The sequence below is a fragment of the Amycolatopsis ultiminotia genome (assembly GCF_039536925.1).
Classification (GTDB): domain Bacteria; phylum Actinomycetota; class Actinomycetes; order Mycobacteriales; family Pseudonocardiaceae; genus Amycolatopsis; species Amycolatopsis ultiminotia.
The window spans coordinates 534914-558972 of record NZ_BAAAZN010000004.1 but is presented as its reverse complement, the minus strand read 5'-3'; the positions used below and the strand labels follow the sequence as shown (position 1 = coordinate 558972).

The 24059-nt window shown below is 69.5% G+C and carries 18 protein-coding genes; 7 read left to right on the top strand and 11 right to left on the bottom strand.

The window, feature by feature from the left end; translation table 11 throughout:
- Window positions 1-163 precede the first annotated feature (163 nt).
- From secA2 to ABD793_RS13005, 3 genes are all read left to right on the top strand, one after another.
- On the top strand, window positions 164-2503 hold the full coding sequence (gene secA2, locus ABD793_RS13015) for an accessory Sec system translocase SecA2 (RefSeq protein WP_344859161.1): 2340 nt from the start codon (window positions 164-166) through the stop codon (window positions 2501-2503).
- Window positions 2504-2591: 88 nt separating this feature from the next.
- Window positions 2592-4313: an NAD+ synthase gene (locus ABD793_RS13010; protein ID WP_344859160.1), complete on the top strand. Its 1722-nt coding sequence runs from the start codon at window positions 2592-2594 to the stop codon at window positions 4311-4313.
- A 64-nt stretch (window positions 4314-4377) separates the two neighbouring features.
- Window positions 4378-4911, top strand: coding sequence for a methylated-DNA--[protein]-cysteine S-methyltransferase (locus ABD793_RS13005; protein ID WP_344859158.1), 534 nt, complete (start codon window positions 4378-4380; stop codon window positions 4909-4911).
- Window positions 4912-6146: 1235 nt separating this feature from the next.
- On the opposite strand, the gene ABD793_RS13000 is transcribed toward ABD793_RS13005, so the two are convergent.
- From ABD793_RS13000 to lysX, 3 genes are all read right to left on the bottom strand, one after another.
- Window positions 6147-6728 carry a DinB family protein gene (locus tag ABD793_RS13000; RefSeq protein ID WP_344859156.1) on the bottom strand — a complete coding sequence of 194 codons (582 nt, stop codon included), beginning with the start codon at window positions 6726-6728 and terminating at the stop codon, window positions 6147-6149.
- Window positions 6729-6735: 7 nt separating this feature from the next.
- Window positions 6736-7341: a hypothetical protein gene (locus tag ABD793_RS12995; protein ID WP_344859154.1), complete on the bottom strand. Its 606-nt coding sequence runs from the start codon at window positions 7339-7341 to the stop codon at window positions 6736-6738.
- Window positions 7342-7464: 123 nt separating this feature from the next.
- Window positions 7465-10785 carry a bifunctional lysylphosphatidylglycerol synthetase/lysine--tRNA ligase LysX gene (lysX, locus tag ABD793_RS12990; RefSeq protein WP_344859152.1) on the bottom strand — a complete coding sequence of 1107 codons (3321 nt, stop codon included), beginning with the start codon at window positions 10783-10785 and terminating at the stop codon, window positions 7465-7467.
- Between the two features lie 236 nt (window positions 10786-11021).
- On the opposite strand from lysX, the gene panB reads away from it, so the two are divergent.
- On the top strand, window positions 11022-11900 hold the full coding sequence (panB, locus tag ABD793_RS12985) for a 3-methyl-2-oxobutanoate hydroxymethyltransferase (protein WP_344859150.1): 879 nt from the start codon (window positions 11022-11024) through the stop codon (window positions 11898-11900).
- Between the two features lie 22 nt (window positions 11901-11922).
- Here the strand turns inward: panB and ABD793_RS12980 are convergent, their stop codons facing one another.
- Both ABD793_RS12980 and ABD793_RS12975 read right to left on the bottom strand, forming a co-directional pair.
- Complete coding sequence (locus ABD793_RS12980; RefSeq protein WP_344859148.1) at window positions 11923-12864, bottom strand: cytochrome c oxidase assembly protein; 942 nt, start codon at window positions 12862-12864, stop codon at window positions 11923-11925.
- Window positions 12865-12892: 28 nt separating this feature from the next.
- The gene (locus tag ABD793_RS12975; protein ID WP_344859146.1) at window positions 12893-13831 is read right to left on the bottom strand and encodes an undecaprenyl-diphosphate phosphatase; all 939 of its coding nucleotides are present in this window, start codon (window positions 13829-13831) and stop codon (window positions 12893-12895) included.
- Between the two features lie 495 nt (window positions 13832-14326).
- Here ABD793_RS12975 and pip point away from each other — a divergent pair, with 495 nt between their 5' ends.
- Entirely contained in the window at window positions 14327-15280 is a 954-nt protein-coding gene (pip, locus tag ABD793_RS12970) for a prolyl aminopeptidase (RefSeq protein WP_344859144.1), read from the top strand.
- A gap of 63 nt (window positions 15281-15343) precedes the next feature.
- Here pip and ABD793_RS12965 read toward each other — a convergent pair whose 3' ends face one another.
- The 5 genes from ABD793_RS12965 to ABD793_RS12945 all read right to left on the bottom strand — a co-directional run bounded on the left by ABD793_RS12965 (window position 15344) and on the right by ABD793_RS12945 (window position 20931).
- Window positions 15344-16147 carry an ABC transporter permease gene (locus tag ABD793_RS12965; RefSeq protein WP_425548695.1) on the bottom strand — a complete coding sequence of 268 codons (804 nt, stop codon included), beginning with the start codon at window positions 16145-16147 and terminating at the stop codon, window positions 15344-15346.
- Window positions 16148-16163: 16 nt separating this feature from the next.
- Window positions 16164-17045: an ABC transporter permease gene (locus tag ABD793_RS12960; RefSeq protein WP_344859140.1), complete on the bottom strand. Its 882-nt coding sequence runs from the start codon at window positions 17043-17045 to the stop codon at window positions 16164-16166.
- A gap of 118 nt (window positions 17046-17163) precedes the next feature.
- Window positions 17164-18372, bottom strand: a complete 1209-nt coding sequence (locus ABD793_RS12955) for an ABC transporter substrate-binding protein (protein WP_344859138.1) — start codon at window positions 18370-18372, stop codon at window positions 17164-17166.
- A 25-nt stretch (window positions 18373-18397) separates the two neighbouring features.
- A complete protein-coding gene (locus tag ABD793_RS12950; protein ID WP_344859136.1) occupies window positions 18398-19474 on the bottom strand; it encodes an ABC transporter ATP-binding protein in 1077 nt (358 codons plus the stop codon).
- A gap of 35 nt (window positions 19475-19509) precedes the next feature.
- Window positions 19510-20931 (bottom strand): gamma-aminobutyraldehyde dehydrogenase, encoded by a 1422-nt coding sequence (locus ABD793_RS12945; protein ID WP_344859134.1) that lies wholly within the window; start codon window positions 20929-20931, stop codon window positions 19510-19512.
- A gap of 116 nt (window positions 20932-21047) precedes the next feature.
- On the opposite strand from ABD793_RS12945, the gene ABD793_RS12940 reads away from it, so the two are divergent.
- Together ABD793_RS12940 and ABD793_RS12935 are read left to right on the top strand one after the other, a co-directional pair.
- Window positions 21048-21791, top strand: a complete 744-nt coding sequence (locus ABD793_RS12940) for a FadR/GntR family transcriptional regulator (protein WP_344859131.1) — start codon at window positions 21048-21050, stop codon at window positions 21789-21791.
- A gap of 6 nt (window positions 21792-21797) precedes the next feature.
- The gene (locus ABD793_RS12935) at window positions 21798-22565 is read left to right on the top strand and encodes a cache domain-containing protein (RefSeq protein WP_425548694.1); all 768 of its coding nucleotides are present in this window, start codon (window positions 21798-21800) and stop codon (window positions 22563-22565) included.
- On the opposite strand, the gene ABD793_RS12930 is transcribed toward ABD793_RS12935, so the two are convergent.
- On the bottom strand, window positions 22555-23970 hold the full coding sequence (locus ABD793_RS12930; protein ID WP_344859124.1) for a PucR family transcriptional regulator: 1416 nt from the start codon (window positions 23968-23970) through the stop codon (window positions 22555-22557). The genes ABD793_RS12935 and ABD793_RS12930 overlap by 11 nt on opposite strands.
- Between the last annotated feature and the right edge of the window lie 89 nt (window positions 23971-24059).

Sequence of the window (24059 nt, the reverse complement as noted above, 5' to 3'; positions counted from 1 at the left end):
GGGCGCGAGAGCTGGCGCGGGGATGACGGAACACGGTTTGATCGTGCCATCCTGGCGCGGAACTCCGGCGCACCACCGGCGCGTTGGGCAAGGCGGAGTGCGCGGGACGCGAGCGGACACGAGCGGACACTGTCGGCGCAAGACAGAGATGAGGAGACCAGGGGTGGCACTGATCAGCCGGGTGGGCAAGCGGCTACGCCGGATCATCGAACGGCCGGGCAGCGTCGAGCTGACCCGCTACGAAGCGCTGCTGCCCGCGGTCGAGAAACTCGAGCCCGAGCTGGAAGAGCTGGCGGACCCCGAGCTCACCGAACGCGCGGAGAAGCTGGCCGAGTCCCTCGACGGCGCCACGGCCTACACCGACAACCAGCTGGTGGAGGTGTGCGCCCTCGGCCGCGAGGCGGCGCGGCGGGCACTCGGCGAGCGGGCGTTCGACGTGCAGCTGCTCGGCACGATGGGCCTGCTCACCGGGCACGTCGTGCAGATGGACACCGGTGAGGGCAAGACGCTCGCCGGGGCACTCGCCGCCGCCGGGCACGCGATGCGCGGCCGTCGGGTGCACGTGGTCACGGTCAACGACTACCTCGCCCGCCGCGACGCGGAGTGGATGAACCCGGTGTACGCCCTGCTCGGCGTCACCGTGGGCTGGGTCGAGCCGGCGCACTCGAAGGAGGAGCGCAAGGACGCCTACTACCGGCAGGTCACCTACGGCGCGGTCGCCGAGATCGGCTTCGACGTGCTTCGCGACCGTCTGGTCACCCACGTCGACGACCTGGTGCAGCCCGCCCCGGAGGTGGCGATCGTCGACGAAGCCGACTCGGTGCTGGTCGACGAGGCCCGCGTACCGCTGGTGATGGCAGGCTCGATCGACCACAACGACGCCGACGAGGAGGTCGCCACGGTCGTCCGGCGGCTGCGCCTCGGGCTGCACTACGAGACCGACACCGACGGCCGCAACGCGTGGCTGACCAGTGCGGGCGCTTCGGTGGTGGAGAAGTCGCTCGGCGGCATCGACCTGTACGGCGATTCGGGTTCGGACCGGCTCGCCGCGGTCAACGTTGCGCTGCACGCGCACGCGCTGCTCACCCGGGACGTCGACTACCTGGTCCGCGACGGCAAGGTCCAGCTGATCAACGCAGCCCGCGGCCGGGTCGCCGAGCTGCAGCGCTGGCCGGACGGCCTGCAGGCGGCCGTCGAGGCGAAAGAGCAGGTCACCGCGACCGACCGGGGCGAAATCCTCGACTCGATCACAGTGCAGGCACTGCTCGCGCGCTACCCCGAGGTGGCGGGTATGACCGGGACCGCGGTGGCGGTGGCCGAGCAGTTGCGCGAGTTCTACCGGCTCGAGGTCGCGGTGATCCCGCCGAACACCCCGAACGTCCGTGCCGACCAGCCCGACCGGATCTTCGCCTCGCCGTCGCAGAAGCTGCGCGCGATCCAGGACGAAATCGCGTCGGTGCACGAAACCGGCCGCCCGATCCTGGTCGGCACCCAGGACGTGGCCGAGTCCGAGGAGCTGGCGGACAAGCTCGCGAAGGTCGATCTGCCGTGCGTGGTGCTGAACGCACGCAACGACGCGGAAGAAGCCGCGATCATCGCCGAGGCGGGCAAGAAGGGCGCGGTCACCGTGTCCACCCAGATGGCGGGCCGCGGTACCGACATCCGGCTCGGCGGCACCGAAGGGTCGACCAGGGAGGAGGTCGCCGAGCTCGGCGGCCTGCACGTGATCGGCACCGCGCGGTACCCGTCGAGCCGGCTCGACGGGCAGCTGCGCGGCCGTTCCGGACGACAGGGCGACCCTGGCAGCGCGATCTTCTTCGCGAGCCTGAACGACGATCTGGTGCTCTCCAACGCGCCGGACATCCCCGAGGGCATCGACTCCGATTCCGAGACCGGCGAGATCACCGATCCGGCCGCGCACCGGCAGATCAACCACGCCCAGCGCGTCGCCGAGGGCGTCGATCTGGAGATCCACCGCAACACCTGGCGCTACACCCGGCTGATCGAACGGCAGCGCGCCGAACTGCTGGAGCACCGTGACAAGGTGTTGCACAGCGCGCTGGCCGCCGAGGGGATGGAGAAGGCGCACGAGGAGAAGTTCGCCGAGCTGAAGGAGAAGCTGGACGACACCGAGCGGCTCGAGCAGGTGTGCCGTGAGGTGCTGCTGTTCCACCTCGACCAGCTGTGGTCCGACCACCTGGCCTACCTGACCGACGTACGCGAGAGCATCCACCTGCGTGCGCTGGCGAGGGAGACCCCGCTCGACGAGTTCCACCGCGCGGCGATCCCCGAGTTCCACAAGATCATCCCGGAAGCGGCTACGCGGGCGGCGAAGACCCTCGAGGAAGCCGAGATCACCGACGACGGCCTCGACCTCGCCGACGCCGGCCTGCGCCGCGCGAACACCACCTGGACCTACCTGGTGCACGACAACCCGTTCGACTCGGACTTCGAGCAGACCATCAAACGGGTGCGCAGCATGATGAAGATGAAGAAGTCCTGACCGGCGCCGGGGTCGCGGTCCGCCGCGGCCCCGGCTGCTCGCTCACATCCGCTTCGCCGGGACCGTCGCGGTGGGACAGAATGGCGGCATGCCGCAACTGCGCATCGCACTGGCCCAGATCAACACCACTGTCGGCGACCTCGACGGGAACACCGCGCGCACTGTCGAGTGGACGCGCAAGGCCGCCGAATCCGGCGCCCACGTCGTCGTCTTCCCCGAAATGTCCCAGACCGGTTACCCGGTGGAGGACCTCACGCTGCGCCGCACCTTCGCCGACGCGTCGCTGCGGTCGGTGACCGAACTGGCCCGGCGGCTCGACGAGGCAGGCTGCGGCGAGGTGCTCACCTACGTCGGCTACCTGGACCACGACGAGGCCGGTCCGCGTGACGCAGCGGCCGCGCTGTACCGCGGCGAGGTCGTGGCCCGGCAGTTCAAGCACCACCTGCCCAACTACGGCGTGTTCGACGAGCACCGTTACTTCAAGCCGGGTACCGAGCTGGAAGTGCTGCGGCTGCACGGCGTCGACATCGGCATGGTGATCTGCGAGGACATCTGGCAGGACGGCGGTCCGATCTCGGCGCTCGGCAAGGCCGGAGTGGACCTGGTGGTCGCGCCGAACGCGTCGCCGTACGAGCGGTCGAAGGACGAGCAGCGGCTGCCGCTCGTGGCGCGTCGTGCGGCCGAAGCGGGTGCACCGCTGGCGTACACGAACCAGATCGGCGGCCAGGACGACCTGGTGTTCGACGGCGACTCGCTGGTGGTCGGCGCGGACGGGGCGTTGCTCGCGCGGGCGCCGCAGTTCGTGGAGCACCTGGTGGTGCTGGACATGGACCTCGGCGGTGGTGCTCCGGGTTCCTCGGGTGAATTCGACGGCCTTCGCGTGCACCGTCGGGTGCTCAGCGACGAGCCGTTGGCGGCGTACGAGGCGCTGGCTGACCCGGTGCTCAGTGAGCCGCTTTCGGACGAGGCCGAGGTGTGGTCGGCGCTCGTCGTGGGGTTGCGCGACTACGTGCACAAGAACGGCTTCTCCACGGTCACTTTCGGTTTCTCCGGCGGTATCGACTCCGCGGTGTGCGCGGCGCTCGCGGCCGACGCCTTGGGCGGCGACAACGTGTACGGCGTCTCGCTGCCGTCGAAGTACTCCTCGGTGCATTCGAAGGACGACGCCTCCGACCTCGCCCGGCGTACCGGCGCGCACTACCGCGTGGAGCCGATCGAAGACATGGTCAAGGTGTACGTGGACCAGCTGCAGCTGACCGGGCTGGCGGAGGAGAACATTCAGGCGCGGGTACGCGGGATGCTGCTCATGGCACTGTCCAACCTGGACGGTCACCTCGTGCTGGCGACCGGCAACAAGACCGAGTTGGCAGTGGGCTACTCGACCATCTACGGCGACGCGGTGGGTGCGTTCGCGCCGATCAAGGACCTGTTCAAGACGCACGTGTGGCAACTGGCCCGCTGGCGCAACGCGGAGGCGGTCAAACGCGGGGAAACGCCGCCGATCCCGGAAAACTCGATCAGCAAGCCGCCGTCGGCGGAGCTGCGGCCGGATCAGAAGGACAGCGACTCGCTGCCGGACTACGCGCTGCTCGACGACATCCTCGACGACTACGTCGAAGGCGACCGCGGCTACCAGGATCTGCTGGCGGCGGGCTTCGATCCGGAAACCATCGACCGGGTGGTCCGGATGGTCGACCGGGCCGAGTACAAGCGTCGGCAGTACCCGCCGGGCACGAAGATCACGTTCAAAGCGTTCGGCCGCGACCGGCGGCTGCCGATGACCAACGGGTGGCGGGAACGGAAGTCCTGAGCCGCTCGGCGGTGCGGTCGGATTTCCGCCGGTTTCTGTCGGTGCCCGGTCGTAGGCTCGCGGTATGACGGTGGAGTTCACGGTGTTCGGCACCCCGATCGGGGCGTGCGGGCTGGCCTGGCGAGACGGTGCGGTGGTGGGCACCGCGTTGCCGGGCAGCTCAGCTGCGCGCACGCGGGCGAATCTCCTCGCGCGCTTCCCCGATGCGGTCGAGGCTCCGGTACCGGACGCGCTGCAGGCGACCGTGGCCGGGATCGTCGCGCTGCTTTCCGGTGAGCCGCGGGATTTGCGGGAGGTACCGCTGGACCTTCGGGAGGTGCCGGAGTTCCACCGTCGCGCGTACGACGTCGCACGCGCGATCCCGCCGGGCAAGACACTCACCTACGGCGACATCGCACACGAACTGGGCATGCCGGGATCCGCACAGGCGGTCGGACAGGCGATGGGACACAACCCGTTCCCGATCGTCGTGCCGTGCCACCGGGTACTGGCCGCAGGCAACAAACCCGGCGGATTCTCCGCCCCGGGAGGCGTCGAGACCAAACGTCGGATGCTCGTGATCGAAGGCGCTTTCCCGGAGGAACCGACCCTCTTCTGACGGTCTCTGGGGCCGGGTGCCGAGGTTGGGGGTGCCGAGGTGGGGGCCGAGGTGGGGGCACGCTCCGCGTACAAGAGGCCGCCGGCGCGATGCCGGGGCCTAGACGGCCCTGGTGGGCAGGCCCCAGGGGCACGGTCCGGTGGCGCGGGCACCGAGCGGGTCCTGGCCTGGCGGATACCGAGCGACCCTGGCGGGGCGAATACCAGACAGATCCTGGCGGGGGCGAGTACCGGACAGATCCTGGCGGGGAGCCGCAGGGGACGCGCGCTTGCAGGCGCGGAGCCGCCAACCACACCGACGACCACGGACGAAGCCGGCATCCCACACCCGCTACAAGGCGCGGCGCAGGCCCGCCCGCCCCTTGCCGGGCGCGACACCGCCAGACTCGGTATTGACCAGGCGCGCCGCCAAATGCGCCCCCGGAGTTCCGCTCGGTGCGGGGCCGGCTGCGGAGCCAACCTTGTGCAGCACAGCCGCAGGCGCGGTTGTGGGGTGCAGGCGTAGGCGCGGTTGTGGGTGCAGCCGGAGGGCTACGCGGGAGCTGGCGTGGCACAGCCGCAACCGAGGGCGCGAGTGAGGACGTGTGCGCGGTGGCGGGTCCGGCCGCGGGTACCGAGAGCAGGCACCCACGGACGTGGCGGAAAGCGTGGGTACGCCCGCGGGTACCGGGAGCAGGCACCCACGGACGCGGGGAAAAGCGTGGGTACGCCCGCGGGTGCCAGGCGCCGGCACCCACGGGTGTAAGCGCACGCCGCGGGCGTTGGCGCACGCGTAGGTCCGGGCGTTGGCGCACGCGTGGGTGCGGGCGTGGGTGCGGGCGTGGGTGCGGGCGTTGGCGCACGCGTGGGTGCGGGCGTGGGTGCGGGCGCGGGCGTGGGTGTCGGGAGCAGGCACCCACGGACGTAGCGGAAAGCGTGGGTACGTCCGCGGGTGCCCGGGGGCAGGCAACCCACGGGCGTGGGCGCACGCGTGAGCGTGAGCACACGAGTGGGCATGGGCGTGGCTGTCGGGAGCAGGCACCCGCGGGCGTGGGTGAAAGCGTGGGCGCAACCGTCAGCGTGGGTGCGACCGGCGGCGTCGGGTGCAGCCGGCGGCGTCGGGCGCAACCGTCAGCGTGGGCGCAACCGGCGGCATCGGACGCAACCGGGGGCCTCAGGCGGAACTGTGGGTGGATCGCCCTCGTCGGGGTGGCGGGGCCGCGGGGGTGTGGCAAAGAGTGCGGCCCCGCGGTGTGGTCAGGGGGTTGGTTTCCAGGGTTTCACCCAGTCCGACTCCGGCCAGTCTTCTGCGGCTGCTTGTAGTGGGATGGCGGTGGCTCCGTCCACGGATTCGCGGACTATGTCGGCGTGGCCTGCGTGGCGGGCGGTTTCCTCGATCAGGTGCAGCAGTACCCAGCGGACCGACCAGGCCTGCACGTCGTCCGGGTACCACGGCACGCCCTTCGGCACCGGGACGGCTTGGCCAAGGTCCTCGATACCGGCGATGACCTCCTCGGTGCGGGTTGCCACGCGGTCGTATTCCGCGAGGATTCCGGCCAGCGTCTCCGACCGGCTCAGCCGGTAGTTGTCCTGGTAGCTCGCCATGCTCTCCTCGATCGGCTTCGGCGGGATCCGCAGCACCAGGTCGATCCAGCCGTCCTCGGTGGCCGCGACGTGTTTCACCAGGCCGCCGACGCTCAGCGCGCTCGCGCTCGGTACAGCTCTGGCCTGGTCCTCGGTCAGGCCGAATGCCGCTGTCTTCAGGGCATTCCGCTGCTGGGTGAGGAACCCGAGCAAGCCGGCTCGCTCATCGGGTACCGGGGGGACGTTCGCTGCCATCGGAGCCTCATTTCGGACGTGTCGGTCGAGTGCTCCGCAGCATCTCACCCGGCACCGACATTTTCCGGCTCCTCGACAGCGGCATCCGCACGACGTACACCCCGCCGATGATCAGCTCCGCCGACCGGACCACGAGTTGTGCCCGGCTGAACACGCCCCGCCACGGCGCGGGGCCGAACAGCACCAGCGCCCAGGTGAGCAGCACCAGCACCAGCGCACCGACCGCCCACGCACGCCAGCCGGGTGGCCACCACAGCACCAGGCTCACCGTGCCCACCGCGAACAGCACGTTCTGCAGCAACGGAAGCGGCATCGCACCGGGCACACCGGCGTCCACCAGCAGCACGATCCCGAACCCGGCCACCGAAACCGCGGTCGTCCGGCCCGTCCAGTGCACCGGAGCGAGCCGCATCAACGGTGGTCCGGCCGCCAGGAACGCCAGCCCCGCGACGCCGACCGCGATCCGGAACAACGGTCGCGCGAGCATCAGGTCCTCGACCGGCGCCTCGATCGGCGACACTCCGGTCGGCAGCAGAAATTCCAGCAGCCACGCGGAATACCCCAGCACGCCGAGTCCGATGAGGACGACCAAAGCGAGTCGCGCGGCAGGCACTCGCACACCCTAGGCGAAGGTCTGCAACATTGCGCGCGATGGTGTCACACCCGTGACGTGCCCCGCCTCCGTTCCGCCACCGATAGCGACGGACCGGTTACCGGAACGGGACAACGGTGGCCGTCACGCCTGCGGGCGGACGAACGGGAACAGCACCGTTTGCCGGATCGAGGCACCGCTCAGCAGCATCAGCAACCGGTCGATGCCCAGCCCCAGCCCGCCGGTCGGGGGCATGCCGTGTTCCAGGGCCAGCAGGAAGTCCTCGTCCAGTTCCATTGCCTCGACGTCCCCGCTCGCCGCGCGCAGGGACTGCTCCTGCAGACGGCGCCGCTGTTCGATCGGGTCGGTGAGTTCGGTGTAGGCAGTACCGACCTCGGAACCGAACGCGATGAGGTCCCAGCGTTCGGCCAGCCGCGGATCGCCGCGGTGCGGCCGGGTCAGCGGTGAGACGTCGGTCGGGTAGTCGGTGTAGAACGTCGGTCCGACAGTCGACCCTTCCACGAGGTGCTCGTGCGCCTTCAGCACGAGGTCACCGTGTCCGGCGTCCTCCGGCGCCGAAACGCCGGCCGCGGCACACAGCCGCCGCAACCGCGCCACGGAGGTCGAAGAGTCGATCTCCTCCCCCAACGCCAGCGAAACGGCCTCGTGGACCGGGACCACCGGCCAGTCACCCGAGATGTCGTGCTCGACCACATGCCCGTCCACGCCGTGCCTCCGCACGATCTGTGCGCCGTACGCCGCTTCGGCCGCGTGTTGCACCAGCTCGCGCGTGAGGTCACGCATGGAGTTGTAGTCCGCGTACGCCTGGTACGCCTCCAGCATCGTGAACTCGGGATTGTGCGTGGCGTCGACGCCCTCGTTGCGGAAGTTGCGGTTCAGCTCGAACACCCGCTCCACGCCGGCCACGCAGAGCCGCTTCAGGTACAGCTCCGGGGCGATCCGCAAGTACATCCGCATGTCGTAGGCGTTGATGTGGGTGACGAAGGGACGCGCGTTCGCCCCGCCGTGCACGGTCTGCAGCATCGGCGTTTCGACCTCCAGGTACCCGCCCTGGTACAGGTGTTCCCGCACCGCGCGGACCACCGTGGAGCGCAGCCGCAGCATCTGCGCCGAATCCGGGTTCACCGCCAGGTCGAGGTAGCGCCGACGCACCCGCGTCTCCGGGTCGATGAGGCCTTTTCGCTTGTCCGGCAACGGATGCAGGCATTTCGCGGTGACCGTCCACTCGTCCACCAGCACGGACAGCTCGCCTCGGCGTGAAACCACCACCTCACCGGCCACGCCCACGTGGTCACCGAGGTCCACTCCTTTGCGCCAGCCGGACAGGTCGAGCACCTTCGCATCCAGCATCAGCTGCAGTTCCCCGGAGAAGTCCTTGATCAGGGCGAAGCACAGCCCGCCGTGTGCCCGCAGGGCGAGCACCCGCCCGGCCACCCTTGCCCGCCGGCCGGTGCGGGAATCCGGTTCCAGACCGGGGAATTCGGCCACGATGTCGCCGAGCAGGTCCTCCCGGCGGAAGCCGGCCGGATACGGGTCCACCCCGAGTTCCCGCAGCTTGTCCAGCTTCGCGACGCGCACCCGTACCTGCTCGGGACGGCGCGGGGCAGGCGGCACGTGCGCCGCGGCATCGTCGATCTTCCGGACCTCGGCGACGAAGTCCTTCCCCACGTTTTCCAGCCGCAGCGCCCGGCGCCTGCCGGTGGGCACGAATCCCTCCAGCGCACCCGCGACGATGCTGACCCGCGGCAGCCGGCGCGCCGAGGAGTAGCACAGGAACCGCGGTTGCCACTCCGGGCCGTACTTGGCGTTCGAGCGGTACAGCGACTCCAGCTGGAAGAACCGCGAGAAGACGCCGAGAATCCCGCGCCAGGCGCGCAAAACCGGTCCCGCGCCGATCCGCTCGCCCTCGGAGAACACCGCGCGGAACATCGCGAAGTTCAACGAGATCCGTTGTGCGCCGAGCTGCTGCGCGGCCCCGACGACCTGCGCGACCAGGTACTCGTTGAGCCCGTTCTCCGCGGCACGGTCCCGCCGCATGAGGTCAAGCGAGAGCCCGCGTTTTCCCCACGGCACGAAGGAAAGCAGTCCGCGCAGCTCGCCCTGTGCGTCGTAGGCCTCGACCATCACGCTGCGTCCGTCACTCGGGTCACCGAGCCGGCCGAGCGCCATCGAGAACCCTCGTTCGGTCTCCGCGCCACGCCACTGCTGCGCGCGGGCGAGCAGCTTCGCCATCTCGTCCCCGGGGATCTCACCGTGCCTGCGGACCTGCGCGGTGTAACCGGCCCGCTCGATCCGCTTCACCGCCTGGCGCACGGACTTCCGTTCCGGACCGGCGAGGGAGAACTCGCGGACGTCGAGCACCGCCTCGTCGCCGATCTCCAGCGCACGCAGGCCGGCCGCGGCGTAGGTCTTCGCACCGCGTTCGCTCGCACCGAGAACGCCGGGAGCCCAGCCGTACACATAGGCCTCCGCGAGCCAGGCCTGTACCGCGTCCGCCCACGCGTCGGGAGCACCGATCGGGTCCGCACTCGCAACGCTGGTACCGCCGAGCACCCGGTAGGTCACGGCGGCGCGGCCGTTGGGCGCGAACACCACGCTCTTGTCACGACGCGTCGCGAAGTAGCCGAGCGAATCGTCCTCGCCGAACTCCGCCAGCAGACGGCGCAGCCGCAGTTCCTCATCGTCGGTCCGAAGGCGACGGCTCCGCACCCCGCGGAAGAGCGTGTACAGCGCGGCCGTCGCGACGAACGCCGAGCAGAGGTCCAGCACCGCGTCGGCCCACGCCGGTCCTTCGCCCACCCCGATGCGATTCAGCGGCAGGTTCTCGCCGGTGGCGTGGTTGACCGCCCAGGCGAACCGCGCCCAGCTGTCGGCGAGCGTGTGCGGGAACAGCTCGACGAGTCCCCAGCCGAGCAGGACCACTCCGAACAGCCCGCCGAAGAGCACCGACAGCCCGTTCCGCCACGCCCCCGGCGCCAGCCGCGCGGGGAACGCCGGGCGCAGCGCCAGCAGGAACCAGATCAGCAGCACCGAAATCACGTCGGCGGCGGTCAGCACACCCAGCTGCACCGGGATGTGCCGCATCGCCCGCGTACTGAGCGTGAGCAGATCCGGTGCCCACAGCAGCAATGCCTGGAAGACGAGGGTGAGCAGCAGACCGGCGACCTGGAACAGCAGCAGTGTGCAGAGCGCGGCCCGTTTGCGCCGGCGCAGCGCGGCGCCGAGGACCACCAGCAGCAACACGATCACCAGGCTGGCGCTGGTCGGCACGCTCAACGCGGAGAACGCCGCGTCGATCGTGCCCAGCAGGTGCCCGTGGCTGCCTCCGGCCAGCAGGAGCACGACCGAGAAGACCGCGGCCAGCTGCACGACGGTGGCAGTGACCCCACCCGCCTTGGCCTTCCAGCGCGGAATGCGCGCTCGCGCGTTCACCGGGGTTCCCATGGATACCTTTCTGCGCGGTACGGCCGCTCCGTCGATGCACGCGGTGACCGGGCTTCCCGTCCACCGGACGTCCGGCCGGTGGACGCCGGGCAGACGGACAGGTTGCCGCGACCCGGGCGTGTGAAGCTGATCGCACGATCTTGGGCGGACCGCGGGGCCGTGTCACGCTGAACGCGGTACTGACTCCACGACCCGGGGACCTCACCGAGGCCTCGAGGGAAGGACGGTCGACGACGATGTCTGCCCAGTCTGCCGGAGAATCCGGCGAAGTGGCCGCCCCGTACGGCACCGGCCCCGCGGCCGCGCCGCCCGCGCCCGGCCGGAAGGTCCGCATCCACCATCTGCGGGAGCTCAAGGAACGCGGGGAACCGTGGCCGATGCTCACCGCTTACGACATGTACACCGCCGAACTGTTCGACGAAGCCGGCATCCCGGTGCTGCTCGTCGGCGATTCGGCCGCCAACAACGTGTTCGGGTACGACACCTCGCTGCCGGTCACCGTGGACGAGCTGCTGCCGCTGGTCCGCGCGGTCACCCGGTCGGCCAAACGTGCGCTGGTGGTCGCCGATCTGCCGTTCGGCTCTTACCAGCTCTCGCCGGAACAGGCACTCGCGACCGCGGTGCGGTTCATGAAGGAGGGTCGTGCGCAGGCGGTGAAGCTGGAGGGTGGACGCCGGTTCGCGGCGCACGTGGAAGCCCTCACCTCGGCGGGCGTGCCGGTGATGGGCCACCTCGGATTCACCCCGCAAAGCGAGCACAACCTCGGCGGATACCGGGTGCAGGCACGCGGCGAAGCGGCGGACGCGCTGCTCGCCGACGCGCTGGCGCTGCAGGAAGCCGGGGCGTTCGCGGTGGTCATGGAGATGGTGCCGGCCGAGGCCGCGAAGCGGGTGACGCACGAGCTGAAGATCCCCACGGTCGGCATTGGCGCCGGCCCGGACTGCGACGCACAGGTGCTGGTGTGGCAGGACATGGCCGGCCTGCGCCGGGGCAAGGCGCCGCGGTTCGTGAAGCGCTACGCGGACCTGGCCGGCGTGCTGCAGGGTGCCGCGACGGCGTTCGCCGAGGACGTCCGACGGGGTGAGTTCCCCGCGCCCGAACACGCATTCCACTGAGTACTCCCGAACGGCCCGGAGCTCACCTGCGGCGGAACCGCGCGGCCAGCTCCGGGTCGTTCTCCCACCACAGCCCGCCCGGCGGTGCAACGCCTGCCTCGGATTCCTCGTCGAGGCGCCGGTCGAGCTGTTTCGCGCGCTTCTCGTCGTCGCGGGACCAGCGGATGAACAGCGCACCGACGAACGGCAGCCCGGCCACATCGCCGCCGATCCACAACACTCCGGCGCCGATGACCTGATCGGTGCGCGGATCCGGCCCCCACCCGCGGTGCACGGCGTCGTAGTGCGCGGGGGCGAGCAGCGGGCCGAGCCACAGCACGAGGCCGAGCGCGCCGTCGAAAACCACCTCGGTGAACGAGATCCACACCGACACCAGGTGCGAATCGTCCCGGGGCGTCGGATCGAGCTGCACGCGGCTGTAGAAGTACAGGAATCCGGCCAGCACGAGCGCCACTCGCACGAGCCCGCCCACGACTGCGGAATCGAGAGTCACGTTGTACAACGGCGTGAGGTAGAGCACGAGAAACGGCGCGATCAGCACGACGGTGACCGAAAGCGGGAAAGTCACGAACCGCGCGAGCGGACCACGGCCGTGCCGACGCAGCCATCCGGCAAGCCCGGGTGGAGCAGTGCGCATCAGCAGCGTCACCGGGGCGCCGAGCGCGAGCAGCAACGGCGTGACCATCAGCAACACGGTGTTCTGCGTCGCGCGGACCCAGAACAGCGTGGTGTCGTACACGCCGAGAAACGAGCAGGTCACCACGATGAGAGTGGCCAGGCCGGCCAGGAACGCCGTGGTCCGGCCGGGCGCCCACGTCTGCTGCCGGCGCGCGACGGCGAGGTAGGCGACGCCGAGCACGAACACCACCAGCACGGCGGGGACGTCGAGGGTCCACGCCGTGCAGAATGTCGATCCGCTCAGCGGCGGGGGTGTCGGCACGTTTTCGATGTGCTCAGTGTGCACCCGGAAGAATTGTGCACCGAGCCCACCCTCACAACGTGAAGACGAGCAGACTGCCGATTCCGGCGAGGCCGCAGTAGATCGCGAACGGGGTCAAGGTGCGCGTTTCGAAGTATTTCGTCAGAAATCGGACAGAAATGTAGGACGCGACGAATGCCACCACACTGCCCGCCAGCGCCGGACCGAGCGAGGAGCTGTTCTCCGGGGTGAACAGCGTCGGCATCTTGAGCACGCCGGCGGCCAGGATCACCGGAGTCGCCAGCAGCCATGCGAAGCGTGCCGCGTCCTGGTGTGCAAGGCCGCGCCGGAGCCCGGCCACCATGGTGCTGCCGGAACGGCTGATCCCCGGCAGCAGAGCCAGGATCTGCGCCGAGCCGATCAGCACGGCCTCCTTCACGCCCAGCTTCGACAGCCGTGCGTCGGTGGCCTCCTCGACCGTGACCGCGCGCAGCACCAGCGTCTCCTCGGCGCTGAAGTCCACGGTTTCCTCGGCACGCGCGGGCTTCGCAGCCGGACGCACCCGGGAGAACCGTTCCGCGGCGTAGAGCACCCCGCCGTTGAGGGTAAGGAAGATCGCCGACGGCACCGGCTTGCCGAGCACGTCGCGCAGCAGGCTCTCCAGCAGCAGACCGGCGATCCCGACCGGGATCGTGGCGAGCACCAGCAGCCAGGCCAGCCGCTGATCGGGCGTGCGGACCTCGCGATCCCGCGCAGAAGTCCACAGCCCGCCGATGATCCGTGCCCAGTCCCGCCGGAAGAACAGCACCAGCGCGAGTGCGGTCGCCACGTGCATGGCCACCAGCACCGCGAGATACGGCGAGTCCTTTCCGATGCTCAGGTCCCGCGCCCAGTTCCCGCCGACCAGCGCGGGCAACAGCACACTGTGCCCGAGACTGGACACCGGAAACAATTCCGACACCCCCTGCAGGGCGCCGACCACAATGGATTCGAAGTAGCTGACCGCGGACATTCGCGAGCCTTTCTCGCGTCGGTTCGGGCATTCCTGCGAAAAGCTACCCAGCGGCTGCCCGGCCCCCGGCAGGCGGGGGGTCGGGCAGCCGATTTTCATACATCGTATTCACATCCATGAACCATAATCAGGTACTTGACCCGCGTTCGGATGCGGCTTAGCGTAGGAGCCCGCAGCGGGTCCGGACCTCGACGAGACGGGTATGCGCTCCGCGGTGATCGGCAAGGGCGGCATGGTCTTCGCGAACGCGGCCGAGTGCTGCGGACGCGATCACGGACGGGGGCCCGCTCCGCTCGGCGGCGGGAGCGGGTCCCCACCTGGGTGCCAGCCCAGGCCCTCCCGGGTTCGCCCCCACAACCCGTCCCTGGTTCCCCGGGTTTCCACCGCAGACCACACCCGTGCCATCGGATTCGCACCCCCAGCCCGCCCCAATCCCCGTTCCGGGATCGCACCCCGGATTCCCCGGCGGGGCGGGGCCGGTGAAGAGTAGCCGGTATGGAGGAGCTCTACCCGGCGACGCCGGTGCGTGCCGACGGGATGCTCGACGTCGGCGACGGGCACCGGATCTACTGCCAGGACGCCGGAAATCCGGACGGCAAGCCGGTCGTGGTGCTGCACGGCGGACCGGGCAGCGGGATCGCACCGGTGGCAAGGCGGCACTTCGACCCGGCGGCCTACCGGATCATCCTCTTCGACCAGCGCGGCTCCGGCCGCAGCACGCCCAGCGCCGGCGATCCGGATCCGGATCTGGCCAGGAACACATTGTGGCACTTGGTATCCGATCTGGAACTGCTGCGGGAACGACTGCGCATCGAGCGCTGGCAGCTGTTCGGTGGGTCATGGGGTTCCACGCTGGCGCTGGCCTACGCGCAGACACATCCCACGCGGGTGTCGGAACTCGTGCTGCGCGGCGTCTTCACCGTGCGGCGACGCGAGCTGGACTGGCTTTACCGCGGTGGCGCGGCGAATCTGTTCCCTGCCGAATGGGACGCGTTCCTGGCTCCGCTGGACGAACGGCAGCGCGAAGACCCGCTCGAGGGCTACTCGGAGCTGCTCCACTCCGCCGACCGCGCAATGCGGGAGCGGGCCGCGATCGCCTGGAGTGTCTGGGAAGGCGCGACCGTGGCGCTGCTGCCGCAGACCTCGTTCGTGGACCAGTACTCGAACCCGTCGTTCGCACTGAACTTCGCCCGGCTGGCCGTGCACTACTTCCGGCACGGCGCGTGGCTGGAGGAGGGCCAGCTGATCCGCGACGCAGGCCGCCTCGCCGGTATCCCCGGGGTACTGGTGCAGGGCCGCTACGACGCGGTCTGCCCGCCGATCACCGCCTACCAGCTGCACCGCGCGTGGCCGGACTCGACCCTGCGCCTCACCGAGGGAGCCGGCCACGCGGTCAGCGACCCGGGCATCCTGGCCGCACTACGCGAGGCGACCGACGGGTTCCGCTGAGACAGGCGACCTCGGCGTCGCGGCCGGGAGTGGATCGTGCCGGTGGAACCAGGCCGCCCAGCATCAGATCCGGCCGCCGCTGGAGCTGTCGCCGCCGGAAAGGCGCTGGGCCAGGTACACCGGCACGGTCGAGACCACGATCAGCACCGCCGCCACCACGTTGACCACCGGGGCCTGGTTCGGGCGGAACAGGTTGTCGTAGATCCAGATCGGCAGCGTCTCCATCCCGGTGCCGAGGGTGAACGTGGTCACGATGATCTCGTCGAAGGACAGCGCGAACGCCAGCAGCCCGCCGGCAAGCAGTGCCGACCGCAGCATCGGGAAGGTCACCAGCCGGAACGTGGTCAGTCCGTTGGCGCCGAGGTCCATCGACGCCTCTTCCAGATTGCCGCCGAGCCGGCGCAACCGGGCCACCACGTTGTTGAACACCACCACGATGCAGAACGTCGAGTGCGCGACGATCACCGTGACCACGCCGAGGTCGACGCCGAGGATGGTGCGGAACGCGTTGTTCAGCGCGATCCCGGTGACGATGCCCGGCAACGCGATCGGCAGTACGACCAGCAGTGACAGCGAATTCCGCCCGAAGAACCGGTACCGCTGCAATGCGAACGCGGCCATCGTGCCCAGCAGCAGCGCGATCACCGTGGCCACGAGGCCGACCAGCACACTCGTCCACAGCGCGTGCAGGGCGCCCTCGTTGGTGACCGCGCGGCCCCACCACTCCAGGGTGAAGCTCTTCGGCGGCCAGCCGAACGTGGTGTCCGCGTTCACCGAGTTGAGCAGCACCACCAGCAGCGGGAAGTAGATCACCGCGAATCCGACGCCGAGTGCCGTCCACAGCAGCACCCGAGCGGTCTTCGACATCCGCACCGGCGGTCTCCTAGAGGTTGTCCAGCGCGCCGGTGCGGCGCACCGCGGCCAGGTAGACGAGCATGATCACGACCGGCACGAGTGCCACCGTCGCGGCGAACGGCAGGTTGTTGGCCGCGCCGATGTTGTCGTAGACGACGTTGCCGAGCATCTGCGACGTGCCGCCGACGATCTTCACCGCGATGTAGTCGCCGAGCGAAAGGGAGAACGTGAAGATCGAGCCCGCGACGATGGCCGGGAAGGACAGCGGGAGGATCACCGAACGGAAGGTGCGCAGCGAACGCGCACCGAGGTCACCGGAAGCGTCCACAAGGGAATCCGGCAGCCGCTCGAGCCCGGCGTAGATCGGCAGGATCATGTACGGCAGCCAGAGGTAGCACAACGTGATCACGGTGGCGGTCACGCCGTAGCCGGGGCCGCTGACGCCGAACGGCTTCAGCAGCCAGTTGAGCACCCCGTTGCCGGACAACAGGGTCCGCCACGCGTACGCCTTCACCAGGTAGCTCGCCCACAGCGGGGTCATCACCAAGATCACCAGGACCCGTTGTGCCCGCGGGGAAGCGAGCTTGGCCATGGCAAACGCCATCGGGAACGCGATCACCGCGTCGATCACCGTGACCAGCAACGCGATCCCGACCGTGCGCACGGTGATGGTGCGATACACCGAATCGCTGAACAGCGTGACGAAGTTGTCCAGCGACCAGTCGGTGACCACCTTGCCGGTGAACACGTCGGTGGACCAGAACGCGGTGACGAACAGTGCGGCGAGTGCGCCGAGGTAGGCGAGGCCGAGCCAGAGCATCGGCGCGCTGAGCAGAATACCGAGGCGCAGCCGGGGCCTGCGGTGGAAGAAGGCCGAAACGCGGTCGCTCGGCGGGCTCACGGCGGTCATGTGCCTGCGCTTTCGGAAGGGAACGGGAAAAGACCGGGAGTGGCGGACAAATAGGGGGAGGGTGCCCGCCACTCCCGGATGGCTCGTGGGTGCCGGTTGGCGTCGGCACCCACGAGAGTCAGCCCTTGATCTCCGTCCAGGCCCTGGTCCAGTCGCCGTAGTCCTTGCACTTGACGTCCGTGCGGCCGTCCAGGCACTGCGGGATCGGTGTGGTCCAGTACTGGATCTTGGCCGCGTACGCGGCGTCATTGGCGTGGTAGGTGTCGCACAGCGACTTGTCGGTGAATTCCGCGCAGGCCTTGGAGTTCGCCGGTGCCTCACCGAAGTACTCGGCGACCTGTGCGTTCACCTTCGGGCTGATGATGTAGTCCATCCACTTGTACGCGCAGGTCTTGTGCTGCGACTTCGCGCTCACCATCCAGGTGTCCGACCAGCCGGTGGCACCCTCGCTCGGCACCGCGGACTGCAGCGGCGCACCCTCGCTCTTGGCCAGGTTCACCGTCACCTGCCAGGCGGTGCCGATGGTGCCGTCACCGCTCTTGAGCGACTGCGTTTCCTTCAGATAGTCCGACCAGTACTCCTCGACCAGCGGGCGCTGCTTCTTGAGCAGGTCGACCGCGGCGTTGAACTGCTTGTCGTCCAGTGCGTACGGGTTCTTGATGCCGAGGTCGGGCTGGTGCGCCATCAGGTAGACCGCGGCGTCGGCGATGTAGATCGGCGAATCGTAAGCGATCACCTTGCCCTTGTAGGGCGAGTTCTGGTCGAACATCGGCGACCACGACTTCGGCTCCGGGCTCACCTTGTCGGTGCGCCAGGTCAGCACATTGGCACCCCAGCCGTGCGGAACGCCGTAGGCGACGTTGTTCACGCTGTTCCACGACTTGTTCTTGAGGAACGGGTACACGTCGTTGTAGTTCGGCACGAGCGCGGTGTTCACCGGCTCGACGTCACCCGATGCGACCAACCGCAGCGAGGCGTCGCCGGAGGCGGACACCACGTCGTACTGGCCGGTCTTCATCAAGGTCACGGCCTCGTCCGAGGTGCCGAACGGCTTGACGTTGACCTTGCAGCCGGTCTGTTGTTCGAACGGCGTCACCCAGTTGACCTTCGGGTCGTTGGAGCCGTTCTCCGCGTAACCCGGCCACGCCAGCACGTTCAGCTGCCCCTCCGGCTGGCCCAGCTGGGTGAGCGCGGCGAGCTTGGGCGGGGTGAAGCCCTGTGCGCCCGGCGCCGATCCGGTTGCGGAATCGGAGCCCGACGTGCCGCAGGCCGCGAGCAGCAGGCTCACGCCACACAGCCCTGCGAGCAACGTCTTCCTGTTCTTCATGTCGAGAGAACCCTTCCCGTGAGAACTAGCCGGCTTCGGGGACCTGGAAACTGTGTTCGCGCCGCCATCTCAGCCGAACCCGGCCATCCGCGAACTCGGCCGGTGCACTGGTGTTCTGGCGGATCACGGACAACTGGCCACCCGCGTCGAGCGCGACAGCGTAGCGCACCGTCGACCCGGCATAAACGACATCGGTGACCGAACCGGTCGCGGATGTCTCGCCGGGCCCAGCGGGCGAGGCGAGATCACCGTCGATGCGGATCTTCTCTGGCCGGATGCTGAACACGCCGGGCCGGCCGATCACCGCCTCGGCGCCCCGCCCGCTGAGTAGGTTGGAGGTGCCGACGAAGCCCGCGACGAACGCACTCGCCGGCCGCTCGTACACCTCGACCGGGGTACCGACCTGTTCGATCCGCCCGGCGTTGAAGACCGCGATCCGGTCGCTCATGGTCAGCGCCTCGTCCTGGTCGTGCGTGACGAAGACGAAGGTGATGCCGACCTCGCGCTGGATCTGCTTGAGCTCGACCTGCATCGCCTGCCGCAGCTTGAGGTCGAGCGCGCCGAGCGGTTCGTCCAGCAGCAGCACCTTGGGCCGGTTCACCAGTGCCCGCGCGAGTGCGATGCGCTGGCGCTGGCCGCCGGAGAGCTGCGCGGGTTTGCGGTCGCCGTACTCCTCGAGCCGCACCGTGCGCAGCGCGTCCGCGGCCCGCTGCCGCCGCTGCACCTTGCCGACCTTGCGGACTTTCAGCCCGTACTCGATGTTCTGCCGCACGGACATGTGCGGGAAGAGCGCGTAGTCCTGGAAGACGGTGTTGACGTCGCGTTCGAACGGCGCCAGCCTGCTGACGTCCTCGCCGGCCAGTTCGATGGTGCCCTCGGTGGGCAGCTCGAAACCGGCGATCATGCGCAACACGGTGGTCTTCCCGGAGCCGGACGGGCCGAGCATGGAGAAGAACTCGCCGGGCGGGATGTCCAGGTCGACGCCGTCGACCGCGCGCACCTTGTCGAAGTGCTTGTGCAGGCCGGTGAGCCGGATCGCGGGCCGTCCGCCCTGCGGGCGCCGACCGGTGCGCCGGGTCTCGGCGGGGGCTTGATGGGGCATGCCGGGCCCTCTCGTTGGTCTGGTCACCGATATCGCTACAGCGCGCTCATCACGTGCTTGACCCGGGTGTAGTCCTCCAGGCCGTAGAGCGAGAGATCCTTGCCGTAGCCGGACTTCTTGAACCCGCCATGCGGCATTTCGGCGATCAGCGGGATGTGCGTGTTGATCCAGACGCAGCCGAAGTCGAGCTTCGCGGACATCCGCATCGCGCGCTGGTGGTCCTTCGTCCACACCGAGGACGCCAGGCCGTAGGGCACCCCGTTGGCCGCCTGCACCGCGTCCGCCTCGGTACCGAACCGCTGCACGGTGATCACCGGGCCGAACACCTCGTTCTGGGTGATCTCGTCGTCCTGGCGGACCCCGGAAACCACGGTGGCCTCGTAGAAGTAGCCCGCTTCGCCGACCTGCCTGCCACCACAGTGGACAGTCGCGTGCTCCGGCAACCGGTCGATGAACCCGCCGACCTTGGCGAGCTGATCGGCGTTGTTGAGCGGACCGTAGGCGACCGTCTCGTCGTCCGGCTTGCCGGTCTTGGCCGCCACCGCCTGCCGGGTGAGCGCGGCGACGAAGGTGTCGTGCACGTCTTCGGCCACCAGTACCCGCGCGGCCGCGGTGCAGTCCTGCCCCGCGTTGAAGTACCCGGCCATCGCGATCGTCTCGGCGGCCGCTTCGACGTCCGCGTCCTCGAACACGATCACCGGCGCCTTGCCGCCCAGTTCCAGGTGCACCCGCTTGACGTCGCGGGCCGCCGCACCGGCGACCTCGATCCCCGCCCGCACCGAGCCGGTGATCGACACCATCGCCGGGATCTCGTGTTCCACCAGCGCGCGACCGGTGTCCCGGTCGCCGCACACGACGTTGAACACGCCTGCCGGCAGGAACTCCGCGGCGATCTCGGCGAGCAGCAACGTCGAGGCGGGCGTGGTGTCCGAGGGCTTGAGCACCACGGTGTTACCTGCCGCGAGCGCGGGCGCGATCTTCCAGATCGCCATCAGCAGCGGGTAGTTCCACGGTGTCACCTGCGCGCAGACCCCGATCGGCTCCCGCCGGACGAACGACGTGTGGCCCTCCATGTACTCCCCGGCCGAACGGCCTTCGAGCACCCTCGCGGCGCCGGCGAAGAAGCGCAGCTGGTCGAGGATCATCGGCAGTTCCTCGGACACCGTCAGCGCCACCGGCTTACCGGTGTCCCGCGACTCCACGCCGATGATCTCCGCACTGCGTGCCTCCACCGCGTCGGCGATCTTCAGCAAGGCGAGCTGACGCTGGCCCGGGGTCGTCTCGCGCCAGGTCTCGAAGGCTTCCGCGGCGATCTTCAGCGCGCGGTCGACGTCCTCCGCACCGGCCACCGGCGCAGTGCAGTACGGCCGTCCGGTCACCGGGTCGACGATCTCGGCGACCTCCCCCGACAGCGAGTGGACGTACTTGCCGCCGACGAAATGCTTCAGTTCCTGCACGCGTGCGCCTCCTGACTCTCCGTGGCAGGCTGAAACATATAACTCCATATTTCACATGACAAGGTCCTGGGGCAGGATTGACCCCATCGCACGCACGCCGAGACGGGTGGACCACGATGCGCAACGAGATGTCGAACAGCGCGCGATTGGCGATGTTCGCTCCGCTCGATCAGCTCGGCCGCGCCGAAGCGGTCGCGGCCCGGCTTCTCGACGCCATCACCCTCGGCTTGCTCGACGACGCCGAGCAGCTGCCGAGCGAGGTGGAGCTGGCCGCGCAGTTCCGGGTCTCCACGGTCACCGTGCGTGAAGCGCTCGCCGTACTGCGCCAGCAGGGACTGGTGGAAACCCGGCGCGGGCGGGGCGGCGGCAGCTTCGTCCGTACCCCTGCGTGGCCGCCACCCAGTTCGTGGGCGGCCCGGCTGCGGCTGGTCTCGATGGCGGACCTGCGCGACTTCGGCGACCACTACCTCGCGGTGGCAGGCGCGGCGGCCAAACTCGCCGCCGAGCGCAGCACCCCGGAAGACCTCGAACGATTGCGGCTGGTCACCGAGGACCTGCTCAAGGCGACCGGACCGGAGGCCATCCGCGCCGAACGGCACTTCCACCTCGAAGTGGCGGCGGCCGCACAGTCCCCCCGGCTCACCAATCAGGAGGTTGCGCTGCAGGGTGAGCACGGCGGATTGCTCTGGGTACCCCTCGGCGAACCGGAGCAGTGCCGGGAGGCTTACGCTGAGCACCAGGCCGTCGTCGCCGCGATCGCTGCGGCAGACGGCGATCTGGCGCGCAAGCTGACCGAGGACCACGTGCGGAGCGCGCTCGATCGGCTCGCAGATCTGCACCTGTCCCTCGAAACGCCGTAAGCTTCGATGACCCTGCAGCACGAGGTGAGCATCGTGACCGACACCCGAACGCCAACCGGCGACGAGGTCGTGACCCAGGTGTCCGCCCTCGTAGAGGAAACCTTCGCCCGGCTGAAGCCGGTGCTTGCCGCCGCCGAGGCGCTGCTGGCCGAACCGGCGGGCCGTACCGCGGAGGCGTTGCACGGCATCCGCCCGCAAGTCATCGAGGCGCTCGGCGGGCTGGTGATCGGGGCCGGATTCGTGAGCGCACCGCATGTGCTCACCGATCAGGAGTTCGGGTTCGAGTGGTGGACCTGCGCCGGTGCCGAAGGCGGGGAACCGGAACAGCTGTTCATCAGCCTCGTCCCGGACAGCCCCAATTTCCTGGACTACACCAGACAATCCTGGTTCACCGTGCCGCGCGACAGCGGGCGGCGGCACATCAACGGGCCGTACGTGGACTACCTCTGCACCGACGAGTACACGCTCACCTTCACCGTGCCGGTCTCCTGCGAAGGCGGGTTCGCCGGGGTCGTCGGCGCGGACGTGTACGTCCGCGAGTTCGAGCGCACGGTGAGCCGACGGCTGCGGTCGCTGGGCAGGCATGCCGCGCTGCTCAACGCACAGGGCCGGGTGATCGTGTCCAACAGCGTGCGGCAGGCGACGGGTTCGCTCGTGCGCGACGTCGACGTGCCTGCCTGGTGGACCTCCGGCGCCGAGCCGTGCACGACGTCGGCGGGAGCGACCCTGCGCCGGTGCGGGGATTCGCCGATCGCGCTGCTCGTCACGAGGTGATCCGCAGGGCGAGCCACAGTTCGGCTCGCACCCCGGGTGCGTCCAGGTCGCGGCCGAGCAGTTCGGCGGCCTTGCTCACCCGGTTGCGCAGGGTGTGCCGGTGCACGCCGAGCTTCGCGGCCGCGAGGTCCCAGTGCTCGTGGTGTTCCAGCCAGCAGTGCAGCGAGGCAACCAGGTCACCACGGCCGGTCCGGTCGAAAGCACGCAGCGGTGCCAGCAGGTGTTCGGAAAACGCTTGCGCTGCCGAGGAATCCACCAGCCCCAGGAAGCCTTCGCCTGCGTGGTCGGAGTAACGCAGCAGGGGCACCCGCCGTTGCTGTGCCGCGTCGGCGGCTTCCTCCGCCTGCCGGAGCGCGGCCGGGAAGTCCGCGGCGTCGGACAAGCCAAGGTGACAGTCCTGCGCTTCGCGCACCTGAGCGGGATCGTCGGTCACGATGACCAGCCGGGTGCCGCGATGCGCGGAAAAGACGTGCCCGGTAACGGTTTCCCAACGTTCGCACAGTGCTTTTCGGGCTGCGCGGCTGCCGGTGGCCACGAGCACGGTCCACGGCTCGGGCGGCAGCTCCGGCATCACCCGGTGCGCCAGGTCGTACCGCCCCTCGGCGAGCAGTTCCAGCACTCCGGTCCGCAGCCGGGAAAACGCCTCCCGTTGGCTACGGTCTTGTTCCAGCGCGAGGGAAAGCAGGGACACCGCGGTGTTCACGATGTGCCCTCCGGTGGTGTCGAGCGGTTCGGCGGTGCCGACGGCAAGCGCACCCCGGGTGTGCAGGGTTTGGAGCACGACCTCGTCGTCGCCGTCGGTGACGACCCTGGCGCCGGCGCGGAGACCGGTCAGATCCAGGTGCGCTCCGCGGGAACGGGCCGCGGCCGGGGCGGCTTCGCGCACACGACCCGCGTCGTAAAGCACGACCCAGCCGTCGATGAGCCGCGCGAGACGACGCACGACCCCGGCCACGCCGGACCGGCCGACCGCAGTGCGGGTCAATTCCTGTTGCGCCCGCCCGATACGGACCGTCGCGGCGTACTCGTCGGCCGCGACCGAGCGGGACACCGCACGGGTGATCGCGATGAACGGCGTCCGCCGCGGCACTTCCAGCACCGGCAGGCCCACCTCGTCGGCAGCCTCGATCAGCGCGGCCGGCACGCGTGGGTGACTCAGCCCCACCCCGAACCCGAGACCGGCCACATCCGCGTCGACGAGCCTGCTGACGTACCCGGCCGCTGTCGCGTCGTCGAGCGCAAGTCCCGTGGTGAGCAGCAGTTCACCACCTTCGAGGAAGGGCTGCGGATCGATCAGCTCGGTCGGGTGCACCCAGCCGATCGGCCGGTCCAGCCCGGATTCACCGGCGACCACGCGCAGTCCGAGTGCGGGTTCATCGGCCAGTCCACCGAGGGTGAGTGCCATAACGGCCAATTCTATCTGACTAGTTGGACAAAATGGCCACCTGACGCCGACCGCTCCCGCCACGCATGCTGAGGACGTCCCATCCGTTC

Bases quoted from the DNA above. Each gene is read 5' to 3' on its own strand.
- ABD793_RS12955 (WP_344859138.1), bottom strand. From the start codon at position 18,372: ATGAAGAACAGGAAGACGTTGCTCGCAGGGCTGTGTGGCGTGAGCCTG.
- ABD793_RS12930 (WP_344859124.1), bottom strand. From the start codon at position 23,970: ATGGCACTCACCCTCGGTGGACTGGCCGATGAACCCGCACTCGGACTG.
- ABD793_RS12965 (WP_425548695.1), bottom strand. From the start codon at position 16,147: ATGTCGAAGACCGCTCGGGTGCTGCTGTGGACGGCACTCGGCGTCGGA.
- ABD793_RS13005 (WP_344859158.1), top strand. From the start codon at position 4,378: ATGACGGTGGAGTTCACGGTGTTCGGCACCCCGATCGGGGCGTGCGGG.
- pip (WP_344859144.1), top strand. From the start codon at position 14,327: ATGGAGGAGCTCTACCCGGCGACGCCGGTGCGTGCCGACGGGATGCTC.
- ABD793_RS12940 (WP_344859131.1), top strand. From the start codon at position 21,048: ATGCGCAACGAGATGTCGAACAGCGCGCGATTGGCGATGTTCGCTCCG.
- ABD793_RS12935 (WP_425548694.1), top strand. From the start codon at position 21,798: ATGACCCTGCAGCACGAGGTGAGCATCGTGACCGACACCCGAACGCCA.
- panB (WP_344859150.1), top strand. From the start codon at position 11,022: ATGTCTGCCCAGTCTGCCGGAGAATCCGGCGAAGTGGCCGCCCCGTAC.
- lysX (WP_344859152.1), bottom strand. From the start codon at position 10,785: ATGGGAACCCCGGTGAACGCGCGAGCGCGCATTCCGCGCTGGAAGGCC.
- ABD793_RS13000 (WP_344859156.1), bottom strand. From the start codon at position 6,728: ATGGCAGCGAACGTCCCCCCGGTACCCGATGAGCGAGCCGGCTTGCTC.
- ABD793_RS13010 (WP_344859160.1), top strand. From the start codon at position 2,592: ATGCCGCAACTGCGCATCGCACTGGCCCAGATCAACACCACTGTCGGC.
- ABD793_RS12960 (WP_344859140.1), bottom strand. From the start codon at position 17,045: ATGACCGCCGTGAGCCCGCCGAGCGACCGCGTTTCGGCCTTCTTCCAC.
- ABD793_RS12975 (WP_344859146.1), bottom strand. From the start codon at position 13,831: ATGTCCGCGGTCAGCTACTTCGAATCCATTGTGGTCGGCGCCCTGCAG.
- ABD793_RS12950 (WP_344859136.1), bottom strand. From the start codon at position 19,474: ATGCCCCATCAAGCCCCCGCCGAGACCCGGCGCACCGGTCGGCGCCCG.